This is a genomic window from Pseudomonas nitroreducens, from assembly GCF_024170165.1.
In the GTDB taxonomy this organism is placed as follows: Bacteria; Pseudomonadota; Gammaproteobacteria; order Pseudomonadales; family Pseudomonadaceae; genus Pseudomonas; species Pseudomonas nitroreducens_C.
In genome coordinates, this window is record NZ_JALJXP010000009.1 from 58655 (window position 1) to 76262 (window position 17608).

Annotated in this window: 13 protein-coding genes; 4 read left to right on the forward strand and 9 right to left on the reverse strand. The window is 63.7% G+C overall.

What is annotated here, in order from left to right; translation table 11 throughout:
* The 6 genes from J2T47_RS18570 to J2T47_RS18595 form a co-directional block, all read right to left on the reverse strand.
* Entirely contained in the window at nt 1-6210 is a 6210-nt protein-coding gene (locus J2T47_RS18570; RefSeq protein WP_253449867.1) for an MBG domain-containing protein, read from the reverse strand.
* Between the two features lie 95 nt (nt 6211-6305).
* A complete protein-coding gene (locus J2T47_RS18575) occupies nt 6306-7973 on the reverse strand; it encodes a response regulator (protein WP_253449870.1) in 1668 nt (555 codons plus the stop codon).
* A 55-nt stretch (nt 7974-8028) separates the two neighbouring features.
* Nucleotides 8029-8529, reverse strand: coding sequence for a DUF2938 domain-containing protein (locus J2T47_RS18580; RefSeq protein ID WP_253449873.1), 501 nt, complete (start codon nt 8527-8529; stop codon nt 8029-8031).
* A 59-nt stretch (nt 8530-8588) separates the two neighbouring features.
* Nucleotides 8589-9785, reverse strand: a complete 1197-nt coding sequence (locus J2T47_RS18585; RefSeq protein ID WP_253449876.1) for an MFS transporter — start codon at nt 9783-9785, stop codon at nt 8589-8591.
* A 110-nt stretch (nt 9786-9895) separates the two neighbouring features.
* Nucleotides 9896-10111, reverse strand: coding sequence for a tautomerase family protein (locus tag J2T47_RS18590; RefSeq protein ID WP_253449880.1), 216 nt, complete (start codon nt 10109-10111; stop codon nt 9896-9898).
* A gap of 32 nt (nt 10112-10143) precedes the next feature.
* A complete protein-coding gene (locus tag J2T47_RS18595) occupies nt 10144-10878 on the reverse strand; it encodes an SDR family NAD(P)-dependent oxidoreductase (RefSeq protein WP_253449884.1) in 735 nt (244 codons plus the stop codon).
* Nucleotides 10879-11010: 132 nt separating this feature from the next.
* Between J2T47_RS18595 and J2T47_RS18600 the strand changes: the two genes are divergently transcribed.
* Both J2T47_RS18600 and J2T47_RS18605 read left to right on the forward strand, forming a co-directional pair.
* A complete protein-coding gene (locus tag J2T47_RS18600) occupies nt 11011-11928 on the forward strand; it encodes a LysR family transcriptional regulator (RefSeq protein ID WP_253449886.1) in 918 nt (305 codons plus the stop codon).
* Nucleotides 11929-12198: 270 nt separating this feature from the next.
* Nucleotides 12199-14604: a TonB-dependent siderophore receptor gene (locus tag J2T47_RS18605; protein WP_253449889.1), complete on the forward strand. Its 2406-nt coding sequence runs from the start codon at nt 12199-12201 to the stop codon at nt 14602-14604.
* 297 nt (nt 14605-14901) lie between these two features.
* Here the strand turns inward: J2T47_RS18605 and J2T47_RS18610 are convergent, their stop codons facing one another.
* The 3 genes from J2T47_RS18610 to J2T47_RS18620 form a co-directional block, all read right to left on the reverse strand.
* Nucleotides 14902-15414 (reverse strand): thioredoxin family protein, encoded by a 513-nt coding sequence (locus tag J2T47_RS18610; RefSeq protein ID WP_253449892.1) that lies wholly within the window; start codon nt 15412-15414, stop codon nt 14902-14904.
* Nucleotides 15415-15471: 57 nt separating this feature from the next.
* Nucleotides 15472-15915, reverse strand: coding sequence for a nuclear transport factor 2 family protein (locus J2T47_RS18615; RefSeq protein ID WP_253449895.1), 444 nt, complete (start codon nt 15913-15915; stop codon nt 15472-15474).
* A gap of 108 nt (nt 15916-16023) precedes the next feature.
* Complete coding sequence (locus J2T47_RS18620) at nt 16024-16527, reverse strand: GNAT family N-acetyltransferase (RefSeq protein WP_253449898.1); 504 nt, start codon at nt 16525-16527, stop codon at nt 16024-16026.
* A 143-nt stretch (nt 16528-16670) separates the two neighbouring features.
* Here J2T47_RS18620 and J2T47_RS18625 point away from each other — a divergent pair, with 143 nt between their 5' ends.
* Both J2T47_RS18625 and J2T47_RS18630 read left to right on the forward strand, forming a co-directional pair.
* Entirely contained in the window at nt 16671-17102 is a 432-nt protein-coding gene (locus J2T47_RS18625) for an Rrf2 family transcriptional regulator (protein ID WP_253449901.1), read from the forward strand.
* Nucleotides 17103-17220: 118 nt separating this feature from the next.
* Entirely contained in the window at nt 17221-17607 is a 387-nt protein-coding gene (locus tag J2T47_RS18630) for a DUF1360 domain-containing protein (protein ID WP_253449904.1), read from the forward strand.
* The last annotated feature ends 1 nt before the right edge of the window (nt 17608 follow it).

Consider the following 17608-nt stretch of genomic DNA (forward strand, 5'->3'; position numbering starts at 1 on the left):
CTATTTCCCTCCCTTGGTTGTGCTGCCAGTGGGTTTGAGGTCGTGGGGAATCACGCTGCGGTTCCCCTCCGGAATGATGAAGTGGCCGTCCCTGAGCAGGCTGTTGGCGTAGGTCAGTACGTCGGTGAGGTCGGCAGCGGTGCTGGCCTTGCCTTCGTACGAGCGCGGTTTGCACACCAGCTGCACGGCGTAGCTGCGCACCACGGCGGGGGAGACCGAGTAGTTGGCCGCGGCCGCCGAGGGCGATTCCAGCGCGGTGCAACGGGCGTTGCCGGGGGACTGTGCGGTCATCGGCAGCGACGGCAGGCCGGGCTGCGCCGGCGGCACCACAGGGGCGAGCGGACCGGTGATGGTCAACGCGCCGTCCCTGAAGCTGACGCTGTAGTTGTTGCCGGCGCTGAAGGACTGGTTCTGGCTGATGGCGTAGCTGCCGGCGTCCTCGCCGGGGGCGCGCAGCAGCGAGCCCTGGGCGATGGACGCCTGGTCATGGCCCTTGAGGCCGCTGACGCTCCAGGTCAGTGTCGGATCGGCCGCTCCGTGGGCCTTGCTCTGGTTGTCGGCGCTGACCACCAGCGGGGCCGGGGTGACCTGCAGGTTGCCGTCCCTGAACACCATGCGGTAGTTGCCGCTGGTGAGGGTCACGTTGCCCTGGGTGATGGCATAGCCCTCGGGCGTGACGTTCTCGCCGGCGACCCGTGCCAGGCTGCCGCTCACGGTGGAGGCGGCGCTGTCGCCATTCTTCAGGCCGTTGACGCTGTAGCTGAGCGTCGGGTCGAGATCGCCATAGACCTTGGTTTGATCATCGGCCTTGACGGTCAACGTGGCGGGAGTGATGGCCAGGTTGCCATTGACGAAGGAGAGGACGTAGTTGCTGTCCCCACCTACCGAAAGGTTGCCTTGGTCAATGCTGTAGTTGCCAACGTTCTCGCCGGTAGCCCGAGAAAGGTCACCGCTCAGGCCCAGATTTGCTTCGCTGTCAGAACCCTTGAATCCGGTCACGGTGTAGCTGAGGGTCGGGTCTAAATCGCCATAGACCTTGGTGTGGCTGTCAGCAGTCACTTCGAGGGTGGCCGGGGTCACTGTGAAGGTGCCGTTGGCGAAGCTCAGTACGTAGTTCTGACCCTTGCCGCTGGTGAGGTCGACGTCACCCTGGCGGATGGTGTAGCTGCCGACATTCTCGCCAGCATCTCTGACCACACTGCCTGCAACCAGCTGATCCTCGGTGTCACCGTTCCTCATGCCGGTCACGGAGTAAGTCAGTTTGGGGTCAAAGTCGCCATAGACCTTGGTGCTGCCATCTGCAGTGACCACCAGAGTCGCCGGGGTGATCGAGAAGGTGCCTGCCTCGTAGTGCAGGACATAGTTTTTCCCGGCCCCGCCATTGAGGTCTACCGAGCCCTGGTGGATACCGTAAGTACCGACGTCCTCGCCAACCTGGCGAACCAGGGAGCCGCTGTTCATCACATCAGCTTCGACATCATTGCCCTTCAGGCCATCGACACGGTATCTGAGGGTCGGATCAGCCTCACCATAGACCTTGGTTTTGCCCTCTGCGGTGACGGTCAGCGTGGCGGGTGAGATGGTGAACACGCCATCCTTGAAGTCCAGGATGTAGTTCGAGCCAACACCGCCATTGAGATCCAGAGTGCCTTGGCCGATGCCGTAGCTCCCCACGTTCTCGCCAGCCTGACGGGCCACGGAACCACCGTTGAGTACGGAAGACTCTGTATCAGTACCCTTAAACCCAGTGACCACATGAGAGAAGGTCGGATCGGCATCGCCATAGACCTTTCCATCGTCCTTGGCGTGTACGGTCAACTTGGCCGGGATGATTGCCAACTGGCCATCGACGAAGGTGAAGATGTAGTTGCCTGATGCTGCATCTGTCAGGCCTACGTTGCCCTGCCCAATGCCATAGTTGCCGACATTCTCCCCAGCCTGGCGGGTGAGGGCGCCTTTGACCACATCAGCTTCCTGGTCGCCGTTTTTCAGGCCGCTGATCTTGTAGGTGAGCTCTGGGTCAACGTCTCCATAAACCTTGGTATGCGAGTTGGCCTCAACCTGCAAGGAGACAGGAGTGATGACGAAGTCTCCGCCTGTGTACTGGAGGATGTAGTTCTGCCCGGCGGCACCCGTGAGGCCCACGGTTCCCTGGTTGATGGCATAGGTTCCAGCGTTCTCACCCGCGTCGCGGACGACCTGGCCACTAACCAGATCCTCTGCCTTGTCATTTCCTTTGTTGCCGGACACCTGATAAGTCAGTTTCGGATCAAGATCGCCGTAGACCTTGGTAATGCCATCAGCTTGCACTTTCAAAGTCGCCGGAGTAATAGTGAATACCCCGTCGTCAAAGTGCAGGATGTAGTTCTGGGCAAGCTCTCCCGTCATTCCAAGAGTGCCTTTGTTTATTCCATATGAACCGACGTTCTCACCAGATTCTCTGGAAATGGCGCCACTCAGGATATTGCTCAGGCTATCAGTTTGCGCAAGCCCTGATACAGAGTACTCAAGGAGAGGATCAGCATTGCCGTAAGTCTTGCCGGCATCCAGTGCTCGAACCCGAAGTTCAGCTGGCGTGATGGTAATTACACCATTCATTAACGAGACTGAGTAGTTGTGCGCTATCGAAGGATCTAGATTGAAACTTTCAATCTGATTGACATAAGACCCCACGTTGGTTCCTTGACCAGAGGTTTTTACCGAATCATTTCTGATCGTGTCGCCATTCATGAGACCTTGAGCAGTGAACCATGGGGCGGCGTGCGACATGCCATCGTAGGCGTATTGCGCGCTACCGGCCGTGAGAGTCAGCGGAGCAGGAGTGATAGTAAGCAGGCCATCCAAAATCCGGAGGGTGTAGTTTGCTGATTTCGAAGGATCCAATGTCACATCATTGATCCTGGTTACATATGATCCTACGTCTCTGCCCTGTCCCGACAGGACTACATTCTTAATGACGGCTTCGTCACCAGGAATTAGTCCATAGTAAACATAACCAGTAACAGACTGAGTGGTTCCGTTATAGACGTAGTGTTCATTGCCGGCTTGCATGACAAGTTCGGCAGGCACTATTTCAAGCTTCCCGTCAACGAACTTAAGGGTATAGTTTCCACCTGGCCCGTTGTTTAAGCCCAACCCACCCTGGTTGATGGCGTATCCACCAGGAATCACATCCTCGCCAGCCTCCCTGGCTAGTGCTCCGCCATTTAAGATATCAGCACCAGTCTGACCAAGCTTCTCGCCGGATACCTCATACTCTAAAGTCGGGTCTCCAGTGCCATACGTTTTGGCTTTGTCTTTAGCAGTGACAGTCAATTCAGCAGGGGTGACTGTCAGCTTCCCAGTGCCACTGTTGAGTTCATATCGTTTTTGCGCAAACGATCCGGCAGCCAGGCCACCCTTGATGTCGTACTGCCCGACATTCGATTGCTGGGTAGCTGCAGTAGTGGGCTCAGACTGAGTGATGCCGGTACGCCCGAGCATCCGGTCGACGTAGTTGTCGATGCCGCTGACTTTCGAGGCCTGGGCGTTCTCGCTCAGTGTTTGCGAGAAGTTCGGATTGGCATCGCCATAGGTGCGGCTGGCGTCGGCCGGGGTGGCGGTAACGGCCGCCTTGTTTGAGGTGATCTGGACGTTCTGCGCAGTCCGATCCTGTGTCTTGAGGAACTGGACCTTGGCGTTCTCGTAAAGGGGATTTTGGGTTGTCCCATCGTTCATCAGCCAGCCGATCTGCGCCAGCACCGAGGTGGTGGTGGAGCCCAGCTTGATCGCCAGTTGCTGAGAGGACTGTGTCTGCTCGTTGTACTGGATTTCCGACTGCAGTTGAGCGCCGGGGATGTAATCGCCGAACACACCCCAATACGGCTTTTTCTGGGCATCCGTTGTGGTTCCGGCGACTGCTACACCGCCAACGCCAGTGAGGGAGAATCCGACGGGAGTGTCCACCACGACGCCATTGCGCAGTATTTGGGTCAGCCCATCCTTGGTGCCATCGGGAATGAACTGCCATTTCACACCGCTGGTATCGGTAAAGCTGAGTCCGTTGACCAGGTAGTCCGAACTGTCCAGATAGTTGAGCAGCGTAGCTGGGGATATTGTCTGCCCATTACGCCCGGTGTAGCTGGTGGCCTCGAAGATGATGTAGTCGAATTGTGCTCCACCAGCACTAAGGGTTACGTCCCGGTAAGTTTCATTGGCGTGCTGATAGGAGGTGATAGCCTGCGAGCCGACGACTGACAGGGTGTAGGCCTTCACCCCGGTCAGCTGCTCTCCGGTGTAGGGTGCAGTGACGGTATCGGTGGTGTTCGGCAATGAGCCTGCAGCATTCGTTTGGGTGAAACGGAATATCCCGTTGCTTGCCTGGCCTGCCAGCGTGCCGGCGTAGTTGAGACCACTTTCCATGCGCACACTCGCACCGTCCAGGGCTACCTTATCCCCGATCAGCGCAGTGTTGTTGTCCTGGAAGATCGACGCAGTGTCGCCGGTTTTCAGCCAGGCCACACCTGAGCCGACGTCGATGATTGCGCGCTTCTCGTAAGCTGCGTCCCCGGTTGCGGTGCCGGCGTTGTCGATCAGGCGGATGTCACCCGTGGCGGTGATGTAGAGGTTGCCATCCTTGAGCAGGATCGGTGCGCGGATATTGACAGCGCCATCAGTGCGGGTCTTGTCCGTCCCGGTATAGGCGGAGACCGTACCTGCGTTGCCTGAGGAAATCAGGGCGAGAGTGGATTTGCTGGTTCGCCCGTCGTTGTTAACGGTCGCGAAGTTGGTGGCAATGATCGGGGCGTTGACGTTCAGGGTGTCAGTTGCATAGATCGTCACATTGCCTTGAGCCAGGCCGGTGACGATGGCGCTGGCGGCGACTGAACCTTCGCCACTCCCATCAGTGTCCGTGGCTTCGATGTTGACCGTAGCCGGGTCAAGCAGCCATGTGCCGTCAGCCTTGCTGCCCTTGGTGGAGACGTTGGCGTCAGAGGTGACAGTCAGTTGCTTGCCGGATGTCTCGACGATCCCGCCGCGCTCGCCACCCTTGGCGCTGGCATTGCTGGCGAAGTGAGTCTTGCCATCGCTCCAGACCACCACCTGGCCGCCATCGGTCTTGCCGTCGGCTTTGAGCTGAGCGCCCTTGGCGACACTGGTGGCCTTCGCGGCCTGCTCGCTGCCCTGGCCCTGGAAGCTGCCGCCAACCAGCACCTTGCCGCCGTTGCCCTGGGAGCCGCTGGCGTCGATCTTCGCGGAACCGGCGACATTCACCTCGTCGCCCAGCACCTTGATCTGCCCGCCATTGACGCCGGTGGCGCTGATGTTGCCGGTGACGCTGGTTTTCGCCGAATTGCCCAGCACCACGGTGCCGCCATCGGTGGAGACGGAGTCGGCCAGCACGTTGCCGCCGACGTTGATCACCGAGTCCAGGTGCTTGGCTGCGCGGGCGGCGCTCATGGCCACGGTGCCGTTGCCGACATCGATCTCGCCGCTGTTGTGGACGCCGCCGGTAACGTCGGAATTGACGCTGTCCTGCTCGCCGGGGGTGCCGGTCACGGCGATGTTCAGCAGGCCGTCACCGTGGAAGTCCAGGGTGGCCTGCGGGCCGGTGGCCAGCTGCACCATGCCCTTGCGCGCCTGGATCACCCCGGCGTTGTTCACCTGGGCGCCGAGCAGGGCCACCATGCCGTTGTCGTGCACGGTGATGCGGCCCTGGTTGGTCACGCTGCCGGTGAGCTGGATATCCAGCTTGCCGCTCTCGGCGAACTGTTTGGCCTGTTCCTCGGTGAGGAAGCCGGCGCTGGCAACCAGGGCGCTGGAGCTGATGTGCGCCTTCGGACCGATCCACACGCCGTTGGGGTTCACCAGGATCAGCTGGCCGTTGGAGGTGACCGCGCCGTAGATCTTCGACGGGTCGCTGCCGATCACCCGGTTGAGGGTGACGGACTTGCCATCGGGCTGGTTGAAGGTGATGCGGTTGTCCGCGCCGACGTTGAAGCGCTGCCAGTTGATGGCGGTGCGCGCACTTTGGGTGTTCACCGTCATCTCGGCGCCGTTCTGGCTGATGTTGCCGCTGCCGGAGATGATGCTGCCACCCTGGGGCAGGGCGTCGCTGGCCATGACGGTCAGTGGCACGCCTGCACTGGCCAGCGCCACGGCGATGCACAGGATGCGCAGGCGGCTGGGGCAGGAGGTGTGGGAGTGGGGGAATGAGGGTAGGGGATTCATGATGCTGCTCCATAGCAAGTAGGCTATGGAGCAAGCATCGGATCAGCCTGGCGGCGCCCCCATCATGGGCGCCTGAAAGCCATGTAGTGCTCGCACTAGTGCGGCGAACTACTGCGCACGAGCTTGAGCTGGATCAATCCGGCGCTGGGCGGATCGCCCGCCTGCCCGGATTGGAAACTGCCGGCGAACACATCGCACAGCAGGCGCACCAGTTGCAGGCTGGGGCGATCTTCGAGGCTGGCCAGGTGTTCCGCCAGGTGCTCCTGCGGTGCCAGCAGGAAATTCAGGCGCCAGAGCAGTTCGCCGTGTGGCAGGTTTTCCACGCTGGCCTGCGCCTCCTGTACGATCAGCGCGGAGCGCTCGAACGAGAACAGCAGTGCCTTGAGCAGGTTGCGGTAGCGCGCGGAGTCGACCCAGGCGAACTGCGCTGTCGCGGTGGCTTGCAGGGGCAGATCAGCCAGCAGGCTGGCGGTCAGCTGGTTCATCTCGTACACCTGCGGCACCGTCGGCTCGCTGCCCGACTCGATACGCAGCAGCTCGCGCAGGATCAGTAGCTTCTCCTCGATCCGCCCGATGCCGATCGCCAGGTGGTCCGGATCGGTATTGCGCTGGCTGCTGGCGGGAAGCAATTGCTGCAGATGGCGAGCTTCTTCCAGCAGGTCGTCGAAGCTGTACTGCAGGTAGCGCGCCCGGGTGGCGCGCAGGCCGTCGAGATAGGCCTTGGCCTCCTGCAGGCGCTGCACTTCGAGTTCGCGCTCGGTGATGTCGACGAAGGAGCAGACCACCCCGATGGATTCGCCGGAGTCTTCGCACAGCGGTACACCGATCAGGCGGATGATGCGGTGCCTGCCGCGCAGGTTGCCGGCGATCACCTGGGTGAACGGCTTGTCACCCGCCGCGCCGGTGAGGAACTCGCGGCGCGCCAGCACGGCGTCCTCTTCGCTGACCACGCCGAGCTCGAACATGCGCGCCCCCAGCAGTTGTTCTTCGCTCTTGCCGTAGGCCTGCAGGAAGTAGCGATTGCACGCCAGCAGCTCGCCTTCGCGGCTCCACAGGCTGATGGGGCTGGGCAGGATGTCGAACAGCCGCGCCAGGTCGCGGGTCTTGCTGGAGGGTTCTGCCGGCGCGCGCACCAGGCTTTCCACCACGTTGTTGTTGAGCAGGCCCTTCACCTTGGCGGCCTGCACCAGGTCCACCAGCGAATCGGTCTGGGTCTTCTCCAGCAGGCGCGCCTTGTAGGTGCTGACGGTGCGGTCGCTGATCGCCAGCTCCTCGGCGATGTCCTTGACCCGGTAACCCTGGGACAGATAGCGCAGGACAGTCAGTTCGCGCGGAGTGATGTGGTCTTCCGCCCCCGGCGTCTCGCTGCCCGGATGCGGCGGTTGCGCGGCGAACACCTTGCGCCCGCCCAGCACCAGGCGCACGGCGTCGTCCAGTTCCTCGGGCCGCTCGTCCTTGTGCACGAAACCGCGGGCGCCGGCCTCCAGGCTCAGGCCCTGGTAGTGCGCGGCGGGCAGGTGGGTGAAGACCAGGCTCTTCTGCTGCGGCCAGTCGTGGTGCAGGCGGCGCAGCAACTCCATGCCGCCCAGGCGTGGCAGGTCCAGTTCGAGGATCAGCAGGTCCGGGTGCAGGCGCTTGACCCGTTCCAGCGCCTCGCGGCCGTCGCCCGCCTCGCCGATCACCTCATGGCCGGCCTCCGCCAGACGCTGGCGCAGGGCCGCACGCATGAAGGGCTGTGGATCGGCTATGAGGATACGGCTCATCCTGGAAGATTCCTGCGCTCGAAAATGCTGGAAGGGTAGTCCAGTTGTCGGGGATTCAGCCGGCACAAGTCAAGGGAGTCAGCAGAAGGGCGCTCAGGTACAGCCCGGCCCCGAAGATCCCATGGGTAATCAGGCTATGCAGGCGGGCCCTGGCCGGGTTTGCGGTTTTGCTCGCGGCGACGCCCAGGCCGAAAGCCGGCTGCATCAGCAGGAAGGGCAGCGCCACGGTCAGCAGGCCGAAGAGCAGCGCGGGCAGCAGGCTCGGTGCGCACAGCCAGCCGTTGCCGGTCAGCGCGACCAGGGCGAGGGCGAAGACGATGCCGGTCAGGTAGTGCGCTACCCAGCCCAGCGGCCGCTCGCCGGGCACCGTGGCGGCCTTGCCGATGGCCGCATGGCGGAAGCGCCCGCGCGGCATATGGCCGACCCAGCGGCCGAGCAGGGCATAGTCCAGTGCGGGCACACCGAGCAGGCGCTGGCGCAGGAGGGTCCAGCCGTCCATCAGCAGGGTGGCGCCGATGCCAATGGCGATTGTGAGGAGAAGGGTCGAGAGTGGCATGGCGGGTTCCTTCGAGTGGGGTCGATGGAACCAGCATCCCGGTTCAAGTGGACTTGAGGTCAAGCCTCGCTGGCGATGCGCCGGCTCAGGTTCGAGCCCAGCACGTAGAACACCCCGCCGCCGACGATGAAGGCCGCAAGCATGACGAACACCCAGTGCGGCGCGAACAGCGTGAGGAAGTAGCCCACCAGGATCGGCCCGAAGGCGCCGCCGAGGTTGGCCAGGTTCTGCGTGCCGTAGTACACGCCGCGCAGGTGGGCTGGGGCGATGCGGTCGATGAACATGTACTCGGCGGGGATCACGATGATCTCGCCCAGGGTGAACACCACCATCGCCAGCCCCCAGTGGACGAGGCTGTGGGACAGGCCGAAGCCGACGATGCCGAGCACGAACATGCCCAGGCCGACGATCAGCCAGCGTTGCAGGTGCTCGTTGCCGATGCGCTTGCCCAGCAGGTACTGCAGCGCGATCACCGTCACCGCGTTGATCCCGAGCAGGGTCTGGATCACCTGGTAGGCATGTTCCGCCGTGCCGGTGGCCACCAGGTACTGCGAGAGGTAGGCGGAGAACTGGCCGAACACCACGGCGGTGAGCACGCCGCCGATGGTGAAGTACATCAGTCGGTGGTCCTTCGCCAGCACGCCCATCACCGCGATGAACGACGGCGGCGCCACCCCTTCGGCCGGACGCATGCCACGGTCGCCGTAGCGCGCGAAGGCGAGCAGGAACAGCGCGCCCAGGCTCGCCGAGAGCACGAAGGGCAGGTGCTGGCTCCAGTGCGCCAGGGCCGCGCCGATGAAGGGGCCGATGGCATAGGCGAGGTTGATCAGGGTGTAGCGGATGGAAAACGCACGGCCCTGCTCGGCGGCCGGCAGCAGGCGGCCGAAGATGGTCTTCACCACCACGTCGGTCACCGAATAGGCGAAGTTGAAGCCCAGCAGGAACAGGAAGAACAGCCACAGCTGGGTGCTCAGTAGCATGCCGGCAAAGGCGGCGACGAAGCAGGTGCCGAAGCCGAGGATCAGGCGGAAGCCGGGCAGGCGATCGATCAGGAAGCCGCCGTAGAGGCTCAGCAACGAGCCGCCGAACAGCGCGCCGCCGAGGATCAGGCCGATGCGGCTGACGGGCAGGTCGAACTGGGTCGAGAGGTAGATCACCAGGTAGGGCAGGGTGATGGCGCGGCCCAGGGTGAGCAGGAAGGTGCCGCTGAGCAGCAGGTTGACCTGTAGCGGATAGCGTCTGAGCGCGGCGAGCATTCCATGCCTCGGCTGTCGGTAGGAGCGGATGGGCTCCCGATCCTAGCAGCACCAGCTTGGTGCATGGCAAGCGCCGGAGACTCGTTCGAGTCCCCGGCGTGCCCGCTGGGTCAGCTGTTGCCGGGCTTGCCCTTGGCCTTCAGCTCGGCGACGGTCTTGCCGCCCACGCCCCAGGAGTCGGTGGCGATTTCCTGGATCACCACGTAGGTGGTGGACGGCGGCTTGCGCAGCACGCGCTCGAGCAGTTCGGTGACGCCTTCGATGAGCTGGCGGCGTTCGTCGGCGGTGACGCCTTCGTCGGTGACCTGGATGTTCACGTAGGGCATGGAGGTTCTCCGTTGTTGTTGTGAGGGTTGGCTTACCAGACGCCGGTGGTGGAGCCACCGTCGACGTTGAGGACGGTTCCGCTGACGAAGGTCGAGTCGGTCAGGTAGAGCACCGCGTCGACGATATCCTGCGGGCTGCCGATCTCGCCACTGGGCGATAGGCCGCGCAGGAACGCATGGGTGCCTTCGTCACTGGCGTGCAGCGGTGTATCGATGATGCCCGGCGCCACCGCGTTGACCTGCACGTGGGAGGCTGCCAGCTCCAGAGCCAGGCCGCGCACGGCGCTGTTCAGACCGCCCTTGATCAGCACCGGCAGCAGCGCCGGGACTTTCACGTTGGGCTGGATGGCGATGGAGGCGGTGATGGTCACGATGTGCCCCGCGCCGTTGGCCACCATGTGCCGGGCGGCGGCCTGGGAGGGGTAGAAGAAGCCCATCAGGTTGGTGCTGACGATGGCGTTGACCTCTTCCTCGGTGTAATCGGTGACTGGCTTGGGAATGAAGATGCCGGCGTTGTTGATCAGGATGTCCACCTGGCCGAAGGCCTCGATGGCCTGGGCGAACAGGCGCCTGGCGGTGTCCGGCCGGGCGATGTCGCCGGCCACGGCAAGGAAGTTCTGCGGGTTGCCCAGCCGTGCCGCGGCTTCTTCCAGACGGGCTGCGGTGCGGGCGTTGCCGACTACGTTGTAGCCACGTTCCAGGTAGGCGCGGGCGATGGCGAAGCCGAGGCCGCTGGAGGCGCCGGTGACGATGACGGTCTTGCTCATGGTGCTGTCTCCGAGAGTGGGGCGGGGCGGTGTGCCCGCGTCTTGGAGGCCAATCTAGGCTGCAATCACGGCTTGAAAAATAAGGCTGGTGGCATTTGAATTGATACGTTGTGTAATTAATCGAGCCATGCCATGACCCGCCATTTCGACGACCTGCAACTGGGCAGCATCGAGCTGTTCTGCCTGGCGGCGGAAACCGGCAGCTTCACCGCCGCCGCCAACGAGGCTGGCATCACTCCGGCGGCGGTGAGCCGCACGGTGGCGCGTCTGGAGGAGCGCCTGGGCGTGCGCCTGTTCGTCCGCACCACGCGGCAGATGCGCCTGACCGATGACGGCCGCAATTACTTCGAGCAATGCCGTCAGGCGCTGACCCTGCTGGTGGACGCCGAGCGCGCCGTCAGCGGTGGCCAGAGCATCGCCTCCGGGCGCCTGCGCATCAGTGTGCCCACGCCCTTCGCGCATTACCGGCTGTTCCCGCGGCTGCCGGAGTTCCGCCGGCGTTATCCGCAGGTGCAGGTGGAGGTGCATGTCAGCAACCGCAATATCGACTTCGCCGGCGAAGGCTACGACCTGGCGATCCGTGGCCGCGACCCGGCGGACTCCAGCCTGGTGGCGCGGCGGCTTGAAGAGGTGGAGAACGTGGTGGTCGCAACCCCCGAATACCTCGCGCGAGCCGGAACACCGCAGACACCGGGCGATCTCGCCGGGCACGAGTGCATCCAGTTCGAACTGCCCAGCAGCGGGCGGCGCGTGCCCTGGTCCTTCCGTATCGACGGCGAGGAGGTGGAGATCGAGACCTCCGGCAGCCTCACCGTGCTGGAGGACTACCTGGCCACCGCGACCCTGGCCAAATGCGGCGGCGGGTTGATGCAGGCGTACCGCTTCACCGTGCAGGAGGAGCTGGAGCGGGGCGAACTGGTGGAGGTGCTGAAGGATTTCGGCCAGACCACGCGGCCCTTTCTGCTGATCTACCCGCATGCGCGCCATGTGCCGTCGCGGGTGCGGGCGTTCATCGAGTTCATGCTGGAGACGCGTCCCGCCCTGGCTTAGGAGTGGACTTTGTCACGATTGAATCACCGCTGCTCAGGTCTGCCAGGGAGTTGGGCGTAGCCATCGCGGACGGAGTCCGCTCCTGCGCCACCTTCAAGTTTCGCGCAGGCGCTCCTATTCGAGAAATAAGATACGAAGTATTCGCATTTACAAAGAATTTACATCTGCATACACTTTGGCTCCCCGCCGGCGTCCACCACGCTGGCATTCGCCAACCCGAGTCATTGCGCCGTCAGAGCGCAAACCTCGTACCGAAGGATCCTCCAGCAGATGAAAGACGTAGCCTCAGGCGCGCTCCTGCTCAGTCTCTCCACCTTTGCTCTCTCCGCAGTCGCCGCCCCCGTGGCTATCGACCTGCCCAAGCAGCCCCTGGCCGCTTCACTGGAGCAATTGCAATCCGCGACCGGAATGCGGATTTCCTATGACCGTGTCCAGATCGCCAAGGTTGGCGCGCCGGCACTCAAGGGCAACATGGAGCCGGGCGAAGCACTCGATCGTCTGCTGGCGGACAGCGGCCTGCAGGGCACGGTCAATGGCAACAGCGCGCAGGTCGGCGGTGCCGTGCGCAGCGGCGCCGCGGGCAACGACAGCGTCGACCTGGGGGCCACCGAGGTCGTCGGCGCCGCCCCTGTGGCGCCGGGTACCACCGAAGGCACCGGCTCCTATACCACCGGCGTGATGCAGACCTCCACCAAGCTGAACATGACCGTCCGCGAGACGCCGCAGTCGGTCAGCGTGGTTACCCGCCAGCAAATGGAAGACCAGAACATGCAGGACCTGGACGACGCGATCCGCGGCGTTACCGGCATGACCGTCCAGCAGTACGGCCCGGCGCGTGTGAGCTATGCCGCGCGCGGTTTCGACGTCGACAACATCATGTACGACGGCCTCGCCACCAGCATTTCCACCTACACCCAGGACGTGATTTCCGCCGCGGACCTAGCGATGTTCGACCGCGTCGAAGTGGTGCGCGGCGCCACCGGCCTGATGCAGGGCGCGGGCAACCCGGCCGCCGCCGTCAACATGGTGCGCAAGCGCCCGACCCGGGACTTCCACATGAGCCTGGAAGGCAGCGCCGGCACCTGGGACCGCTACCGCAGCCAGGTCGACGTGTCCGGCCCGCTGAACAGCGAAGGCACCCTGCGCGGCCGTGCGGTAGCCGCCTACGAGACCCGCGACAGCTTCCAGGACGTGGTCAGCGGCGAGCGCGGCGTGCTCTACGGCATCACCGAGGCCGACCTGAACCCGGACACCACCCTGACCCTGGGCGCGTCCTACCAGAACGACAACAAGAACGACAACTGGGTGGGCCTGCCGGCGCCGCTGGGCGGTCGTCACCTGGACCTCAAGCGCTCCGACTACTACGGCGCCGACTGGTCCTACTGGGATACCACCACCACTCACCTGTTCGGCGACGTGGTGCACCGTTTCGACAACGGCTGGCAGATGAAGGTCGCCGCCGACAAGCTGTGGGCGCGCATCGACATGCTCGGCCTGTACAACAGCTGCTACTACACCGAAGGCTGCCCGACCATGATCCAGGGGCCGGGCCAGTACGCCTACACCGATGACCACCAGAGCTACGACGCCTTCGCCAACGGCCCGTTCCAGGCCTTCGGCCGCGAGCACGAGCTGGTGTTCGGCGGCAGCTACCGCGAAGAGCGCTTCGACGGCCACGGCGGCTGGGGCGACCTGACCTACAACGACGGCTCGCCGGTGACCCCGTTCGACCCGACGAAGTGGGACCCCAGCTCGGTGCAGAAGCCGAACATCGACATGAGCCTCTGGAACATGAAGCTCGACCAGGAGCAGAAGGGCGCCTACGTCACCACCCGCCTGAACGTCGCCGACCCGCTCAAGGTCATCCTCGGTGGCCGCCTGGACTGGTACGAGGCCGACCCGCACAACGACACCGGCACCCAGAAGGTCACCCGCAACGTCACCCGCTACGCCGGCGTGGTCTATGACCTGAACGACGTCTATTCGGTCTATGCCAGCTACACCGACATCTTCAAGCCGCAGAGCAACTTCGATTCCAGCGGTAGCCTGCTCGACCCGATCACCGGCAAGAACTACGAGATCGGCCTGAAGGGCGAGCACTTCGGCGGCACGCTGAACACCCAGCTCGCGCTGTTCCAGATCGACCAGGAAAACCGCGCCACCGACGACACCAGCGGTCCCTCGCCGTGCCCCAGTTCGCCGACCTCGATCTACTGCTCGCGTGCTTCGGGCAAGGTCCGCAGCCAGGGTGTGGACATGGAAGTCAGCGGTGCGCTGACCGAGAACTGGCAGGCAATGGCGGGTTACACCTACGTCGATGCCAAGTACAAGCACGACAGCAACGAGGACAACGTCGGCAAGCCGTTCGACCCGAGCAAACCGCGCCACCTGTTCAAGCTCGCCACCAGCTACACCCTGCCGGGCGAGCTGCACAAATGGCGCGTAGGCGGCAACCTGGTGACCCAGAGCCAGACCGAGGACACCACCACCGGCTTCCAGCAGGGCGGCTACACGGTGACCAACGCCATGCTCGGCTACAAGGTCAACGAGAACATCGACACCCGGGTGAACTTCAACAACATCTTCGACAAGTACTATTACAGCGGCATCAGCTTCGGCAACCTGAACTACGGTGAGCCACGCAACCTGATGTTCACGGTGAAGTACTCGATGTGATCGGCCTGGCCTGAACGAAAAAGCCCCGCATCGCGGGGCTTTTTCTTTGCTTTTCGCAGGAGCGAGCTTGCTCGCGAACACTCTGCTGGCGGCTCCGGTGTGGAGCGGTTCGCGAGCAAGCTCGCTCCTACAGGGATGGTCACGTGCGGTCGTCAGGGCCGTAGGGCGCATAACGCGCCAGCGTTATCGCCGCGAAGTATCGGCGGATAACCTGTTCCAGGTTATGCGCTCTACGCCCCTGCAAAGGATGGAACTGCAGGAGCGGGCCATGCCCGCGAACCCGCTGGCAAGCCGCGCTTAAGCCCGGCCTTCAGCCTTCTCGAACAGCGCCAGCAGGTCCGTCAGGGTGCTTTCCAGGTACTCACCTGCACGGTACGCAGGCTTGAGCGCATCACCGCCAGCCACCACATCCAGCGGCCTTTCGATGAAGCGGCCTACCGGCTGGAAGTTGCCATCGAGCACCAGCACCACCGGAATCAGGATGCGCTCCAGCGCCATGCGCTCGCGCAGGTCATCCTCGGCGCGGCCCTTGGTGATCAGCGCCAGCTCCACACGCGGTTGCAGGCGCTGCAGGTGGTCCATCACGGTGACGTTGATCTGGCAGTCCGGGCACCACATCTCGCCGGCGATCAGCAGACGGTAGCGGCCCTCGATGGCCTGGATGCGGCGCAGGGTGTCGGCGCTGATCGTGCCGGGTTCGGCCAGCTGCTGCTGGACCTTGCGCACGCCGGCGATCTCACCGGGCAGGCCGTGGGCGACGAAGGCGTCGAAGCCCTCGCCGATGGAGAAGAGTTCCTCGAAGGAGGCCATGGGGATTTCCTTGAACGGGTGATGGCCCATCCCAGCAGAAATCCCCGAGGCGGGCAATCAGCTCCTGGCGGTCTGCGCCTTGGCTGCGGCCAGGTAGGGCGCCAGGCGGCGGCCCATTTCCTCGCCCAGGGCCTGCAGGCCGCTGAGCGGGCGGACCATCACCTCGAACTCGACGATCTTGCCGCTCTCGTCGAAGCGGATCATGTCGATGCCCTTGAGGTCCTTGCCGTTCACCGTGGCGCTGAATTCCAGCACCACGTTGAGGCCGTCGCCGGTGGCCAGTTCGCGGTGGTAGGTGAAGTTCTCGAACACCTGCAGCACGGTGTTGAGGATGGTCGAGACCACCGGCGCGCCGGGGTAGGGCGAGTGCGCCATGGGCGAGCGGAACACCGCGTTGGGCGCCAGCAGCGACGGCAGGTTGGACAGGTTCTTGGCGGCCACCATCTGGTGCCAGCTGGCCAGCGAAGCGGCGGCCTGGGGATGCAGGTTCAGTGCGGTCACGGGAATACCTCCTGAGAGTTCTTGTTGTTCACTCAGGACGATAAGGCCGGGCCTGCGAGTCGCTCAATGATCGGAAATGACAGAAGACTGATCCGCGAGCACAGGCGCTCAGTGGGCGACCGGACTGACCAGATAGCTCACCAGTTGCGGATCGTCCCCCGGCTCGATGCTCTGCACCGGGCGCGGCAGGTCGGCGAACACCGCCTTCCAGAAGGCTGCCGCCACTTCGTCCTGGGAATAGAAACGCACCAGCCAAGGGCCGGGATTGCCCAGCAGCACCTGGTTGGCCAGCGCGCGGCCGATCCCCAGGCGCCGGTACTTCTTCAGCACGAACAGGTCCGACAACTCCAGCGCGTCGATACCCGGCAGTTCGCTGCCCTCCACCAGCAGGAAGCCGGCGATGAAGCCGTCGGCGAGGATCAGGTTGGCGCTCCACTCCGGCTCGCTCCAGTAGCGCGCCAGGTGCTCCTCGTGGAGGTAGAAGCGACCATCGACCTCGACGTCCTCGTCTTCCCAGTCCGACGACTCGTAGGCGTAGTACTGGTAGAGGTTGCGGATCAGGTCCTGGTGTTCAGGGCCGGTCTGCACCAGCTGGATGGAAAGATCGTTCATGGTCGGGGCTCGCGGGGCGGCGGAAAGAGGGCGCGTGACCGCCATTGTCGCCCATTCCTGCGGCAATGCCAGTGGCCGACGGGTTTGAACCGCGCCGTGGCGGGGTGCGATGATGCAGGCGCCTTCCCCTTCGAGACCCCGCCGTGCGAACCGACAGCCGCCTCTCGCGCATGCTCCACGTGCTGCTGCACATGGCCCGCGACGACCAGCCCGTGACCTCCGAGCGCATCGCGCAGATGCTCGGCACCAATCCGGCCGTGGTGCGGCGGACCATGGGCGGCCTGCGCGAGGCCGGCTACGTGCGCTCGGAAAAGGGCCACGGTGGCGGCTGGACGCTGGACTGCGACCTGGCGCAGGTGACGCTGCTGGACGTCTACCGCGCGGTGGGCAGCGAGCGCCTGTTCGCCATGGGCTTCGATAACGTGCATCCGGACTGCCTGGTGGAAAAGGTGGTCAATGCTGCACTGCAGGACGCCATGGAGCAGGCCACCGCTATCCTCCTTGAACGCCTGGGCGCCGTTTCCCTGGCTGATCTCGCCGAGCGCTTCACCGCGCTTTACCCGAAAGACCGCTGATGTCTGATCGCTGAGAAAGCCGGTCGATGACTGGCGTTGACCCTGCGCGCCTAATCAAGTTACTTTAAAAGTAACGAAAGATTCGAAGCCCAATTCATCGTCCCCTCAGGAACCTCCCATGCTCGATCTGTTGAACTCGCCGCTGGCCGGCGCGCTGTGGACCTGCCTTGCCCTGGCCCTCGCCGCGTCCGCCCTGTCCATGACCGTCACCCAGACCGAACTCTTCGCCCCTCTGCGCGCGCTGGCCTGGAAGGTCCACCCGCAGGTCGGCCACCTGTTCCAGTGCTTCTACTGCTTCAGTCACTGGGTGGTGATCGCCGGCACCCTGGTCTACCGTCCGGTGCTGATCGCCAGCGGCTGGGCGCCGGTCGACTGGTTGGTGGCGACCTTCTTCACCGTGGCCCTCACGGCGATGTTCTGCGGGCTATTGTTCAAGGTATTCCTCACTGCCATGGCCAAGGCCGTGAGCGAACGGGAACTGAAGAAACTGTTCGCCAGTGAGTGAC

Excerpts from the sequence above, each read along its gene's own strand:
- J2T47_RS18570 (WP_253449867.1), bottom strand. The coding sequence starts at position 6,210 with ATGAATCCCCTACCCTCATTCCCCCACTCCCACACCTCCTGCCCCAGC.
- J2T47_RS18610 (WP_253449892.1), bottom strand. The coding sequence starts at position 15,414 with ATGGCCTCCTTCGAGGAACTCTTCTCCATCGGCGAGGGCTTCGACGCC.
- J2T47_RS18575 (WP_253449870.1), bottom strand. The coding sequence starts at position 7,973 with ATGAGCCGTATCCTCATAGCCGATCCACAGCCCTTCATGCGTGCGGCC.
- J2T47_RS18620 (WP_253449898.1), bottom strand. The coding sequence starts at position 16,527 with ATGAACGATCTTTCCATCCAGCTGGTGCAGACCGGCCCTGAACACCAG.
- J2T47_RS18605 (WP_253449889.1), top strand. The coding sequence starts at position 12,199 with ATGAAAGACGTAGCCTCAGGCGCGCTCCTGCTCAGTCTCTCCACCTTT.
- J2T47_RS18595 (WP_253449884.1), bottom strand. The coding sequence starts at position 10,878 with ATGAGCAAGACCGTCATCGTCACCGGCGCCTCCAGCGGCCTCGGCTTC.
- J2T47_RS18585 (WP_253449876.1), bottom strand. The coding sequence starts at position 9,785 with ATGCTCGCCGCGCTCAGACGCTATCCGCTACAGGTCAACCTGCTGCTC.
- J2T47_RS18600 (WP_253449886.1), top strand. The coding sequence starts at position 11,011 with ATGACCCGCCATTTCGACGACCTGCAACTGGGCAGCATCGAGCTGTTC.
- J2T47_RS18590 (WP_253449880.1), bottom strand. The coding sequence starts at position 10,111 with ATGCCCTACGTGAACATCCAGGTCACCGACGAAGGCGTCACCGCCGAC.
- J2T47_RS18630 (WP_253449904.1), top strand. The coding sequence starts at position 17,221 with ATGCTCGATCTGTTGAACTCGCCGCTGGCCGGCGCGCTGTGGACCTGC.
- J2T47_RS18580 (WP_253449873.1), bottom strand. The coding sequence starts at position 8,529 with ATGCCACTCTCGACCCTTCTCCTCACAATCGCCATTGGCATCGGCGCC.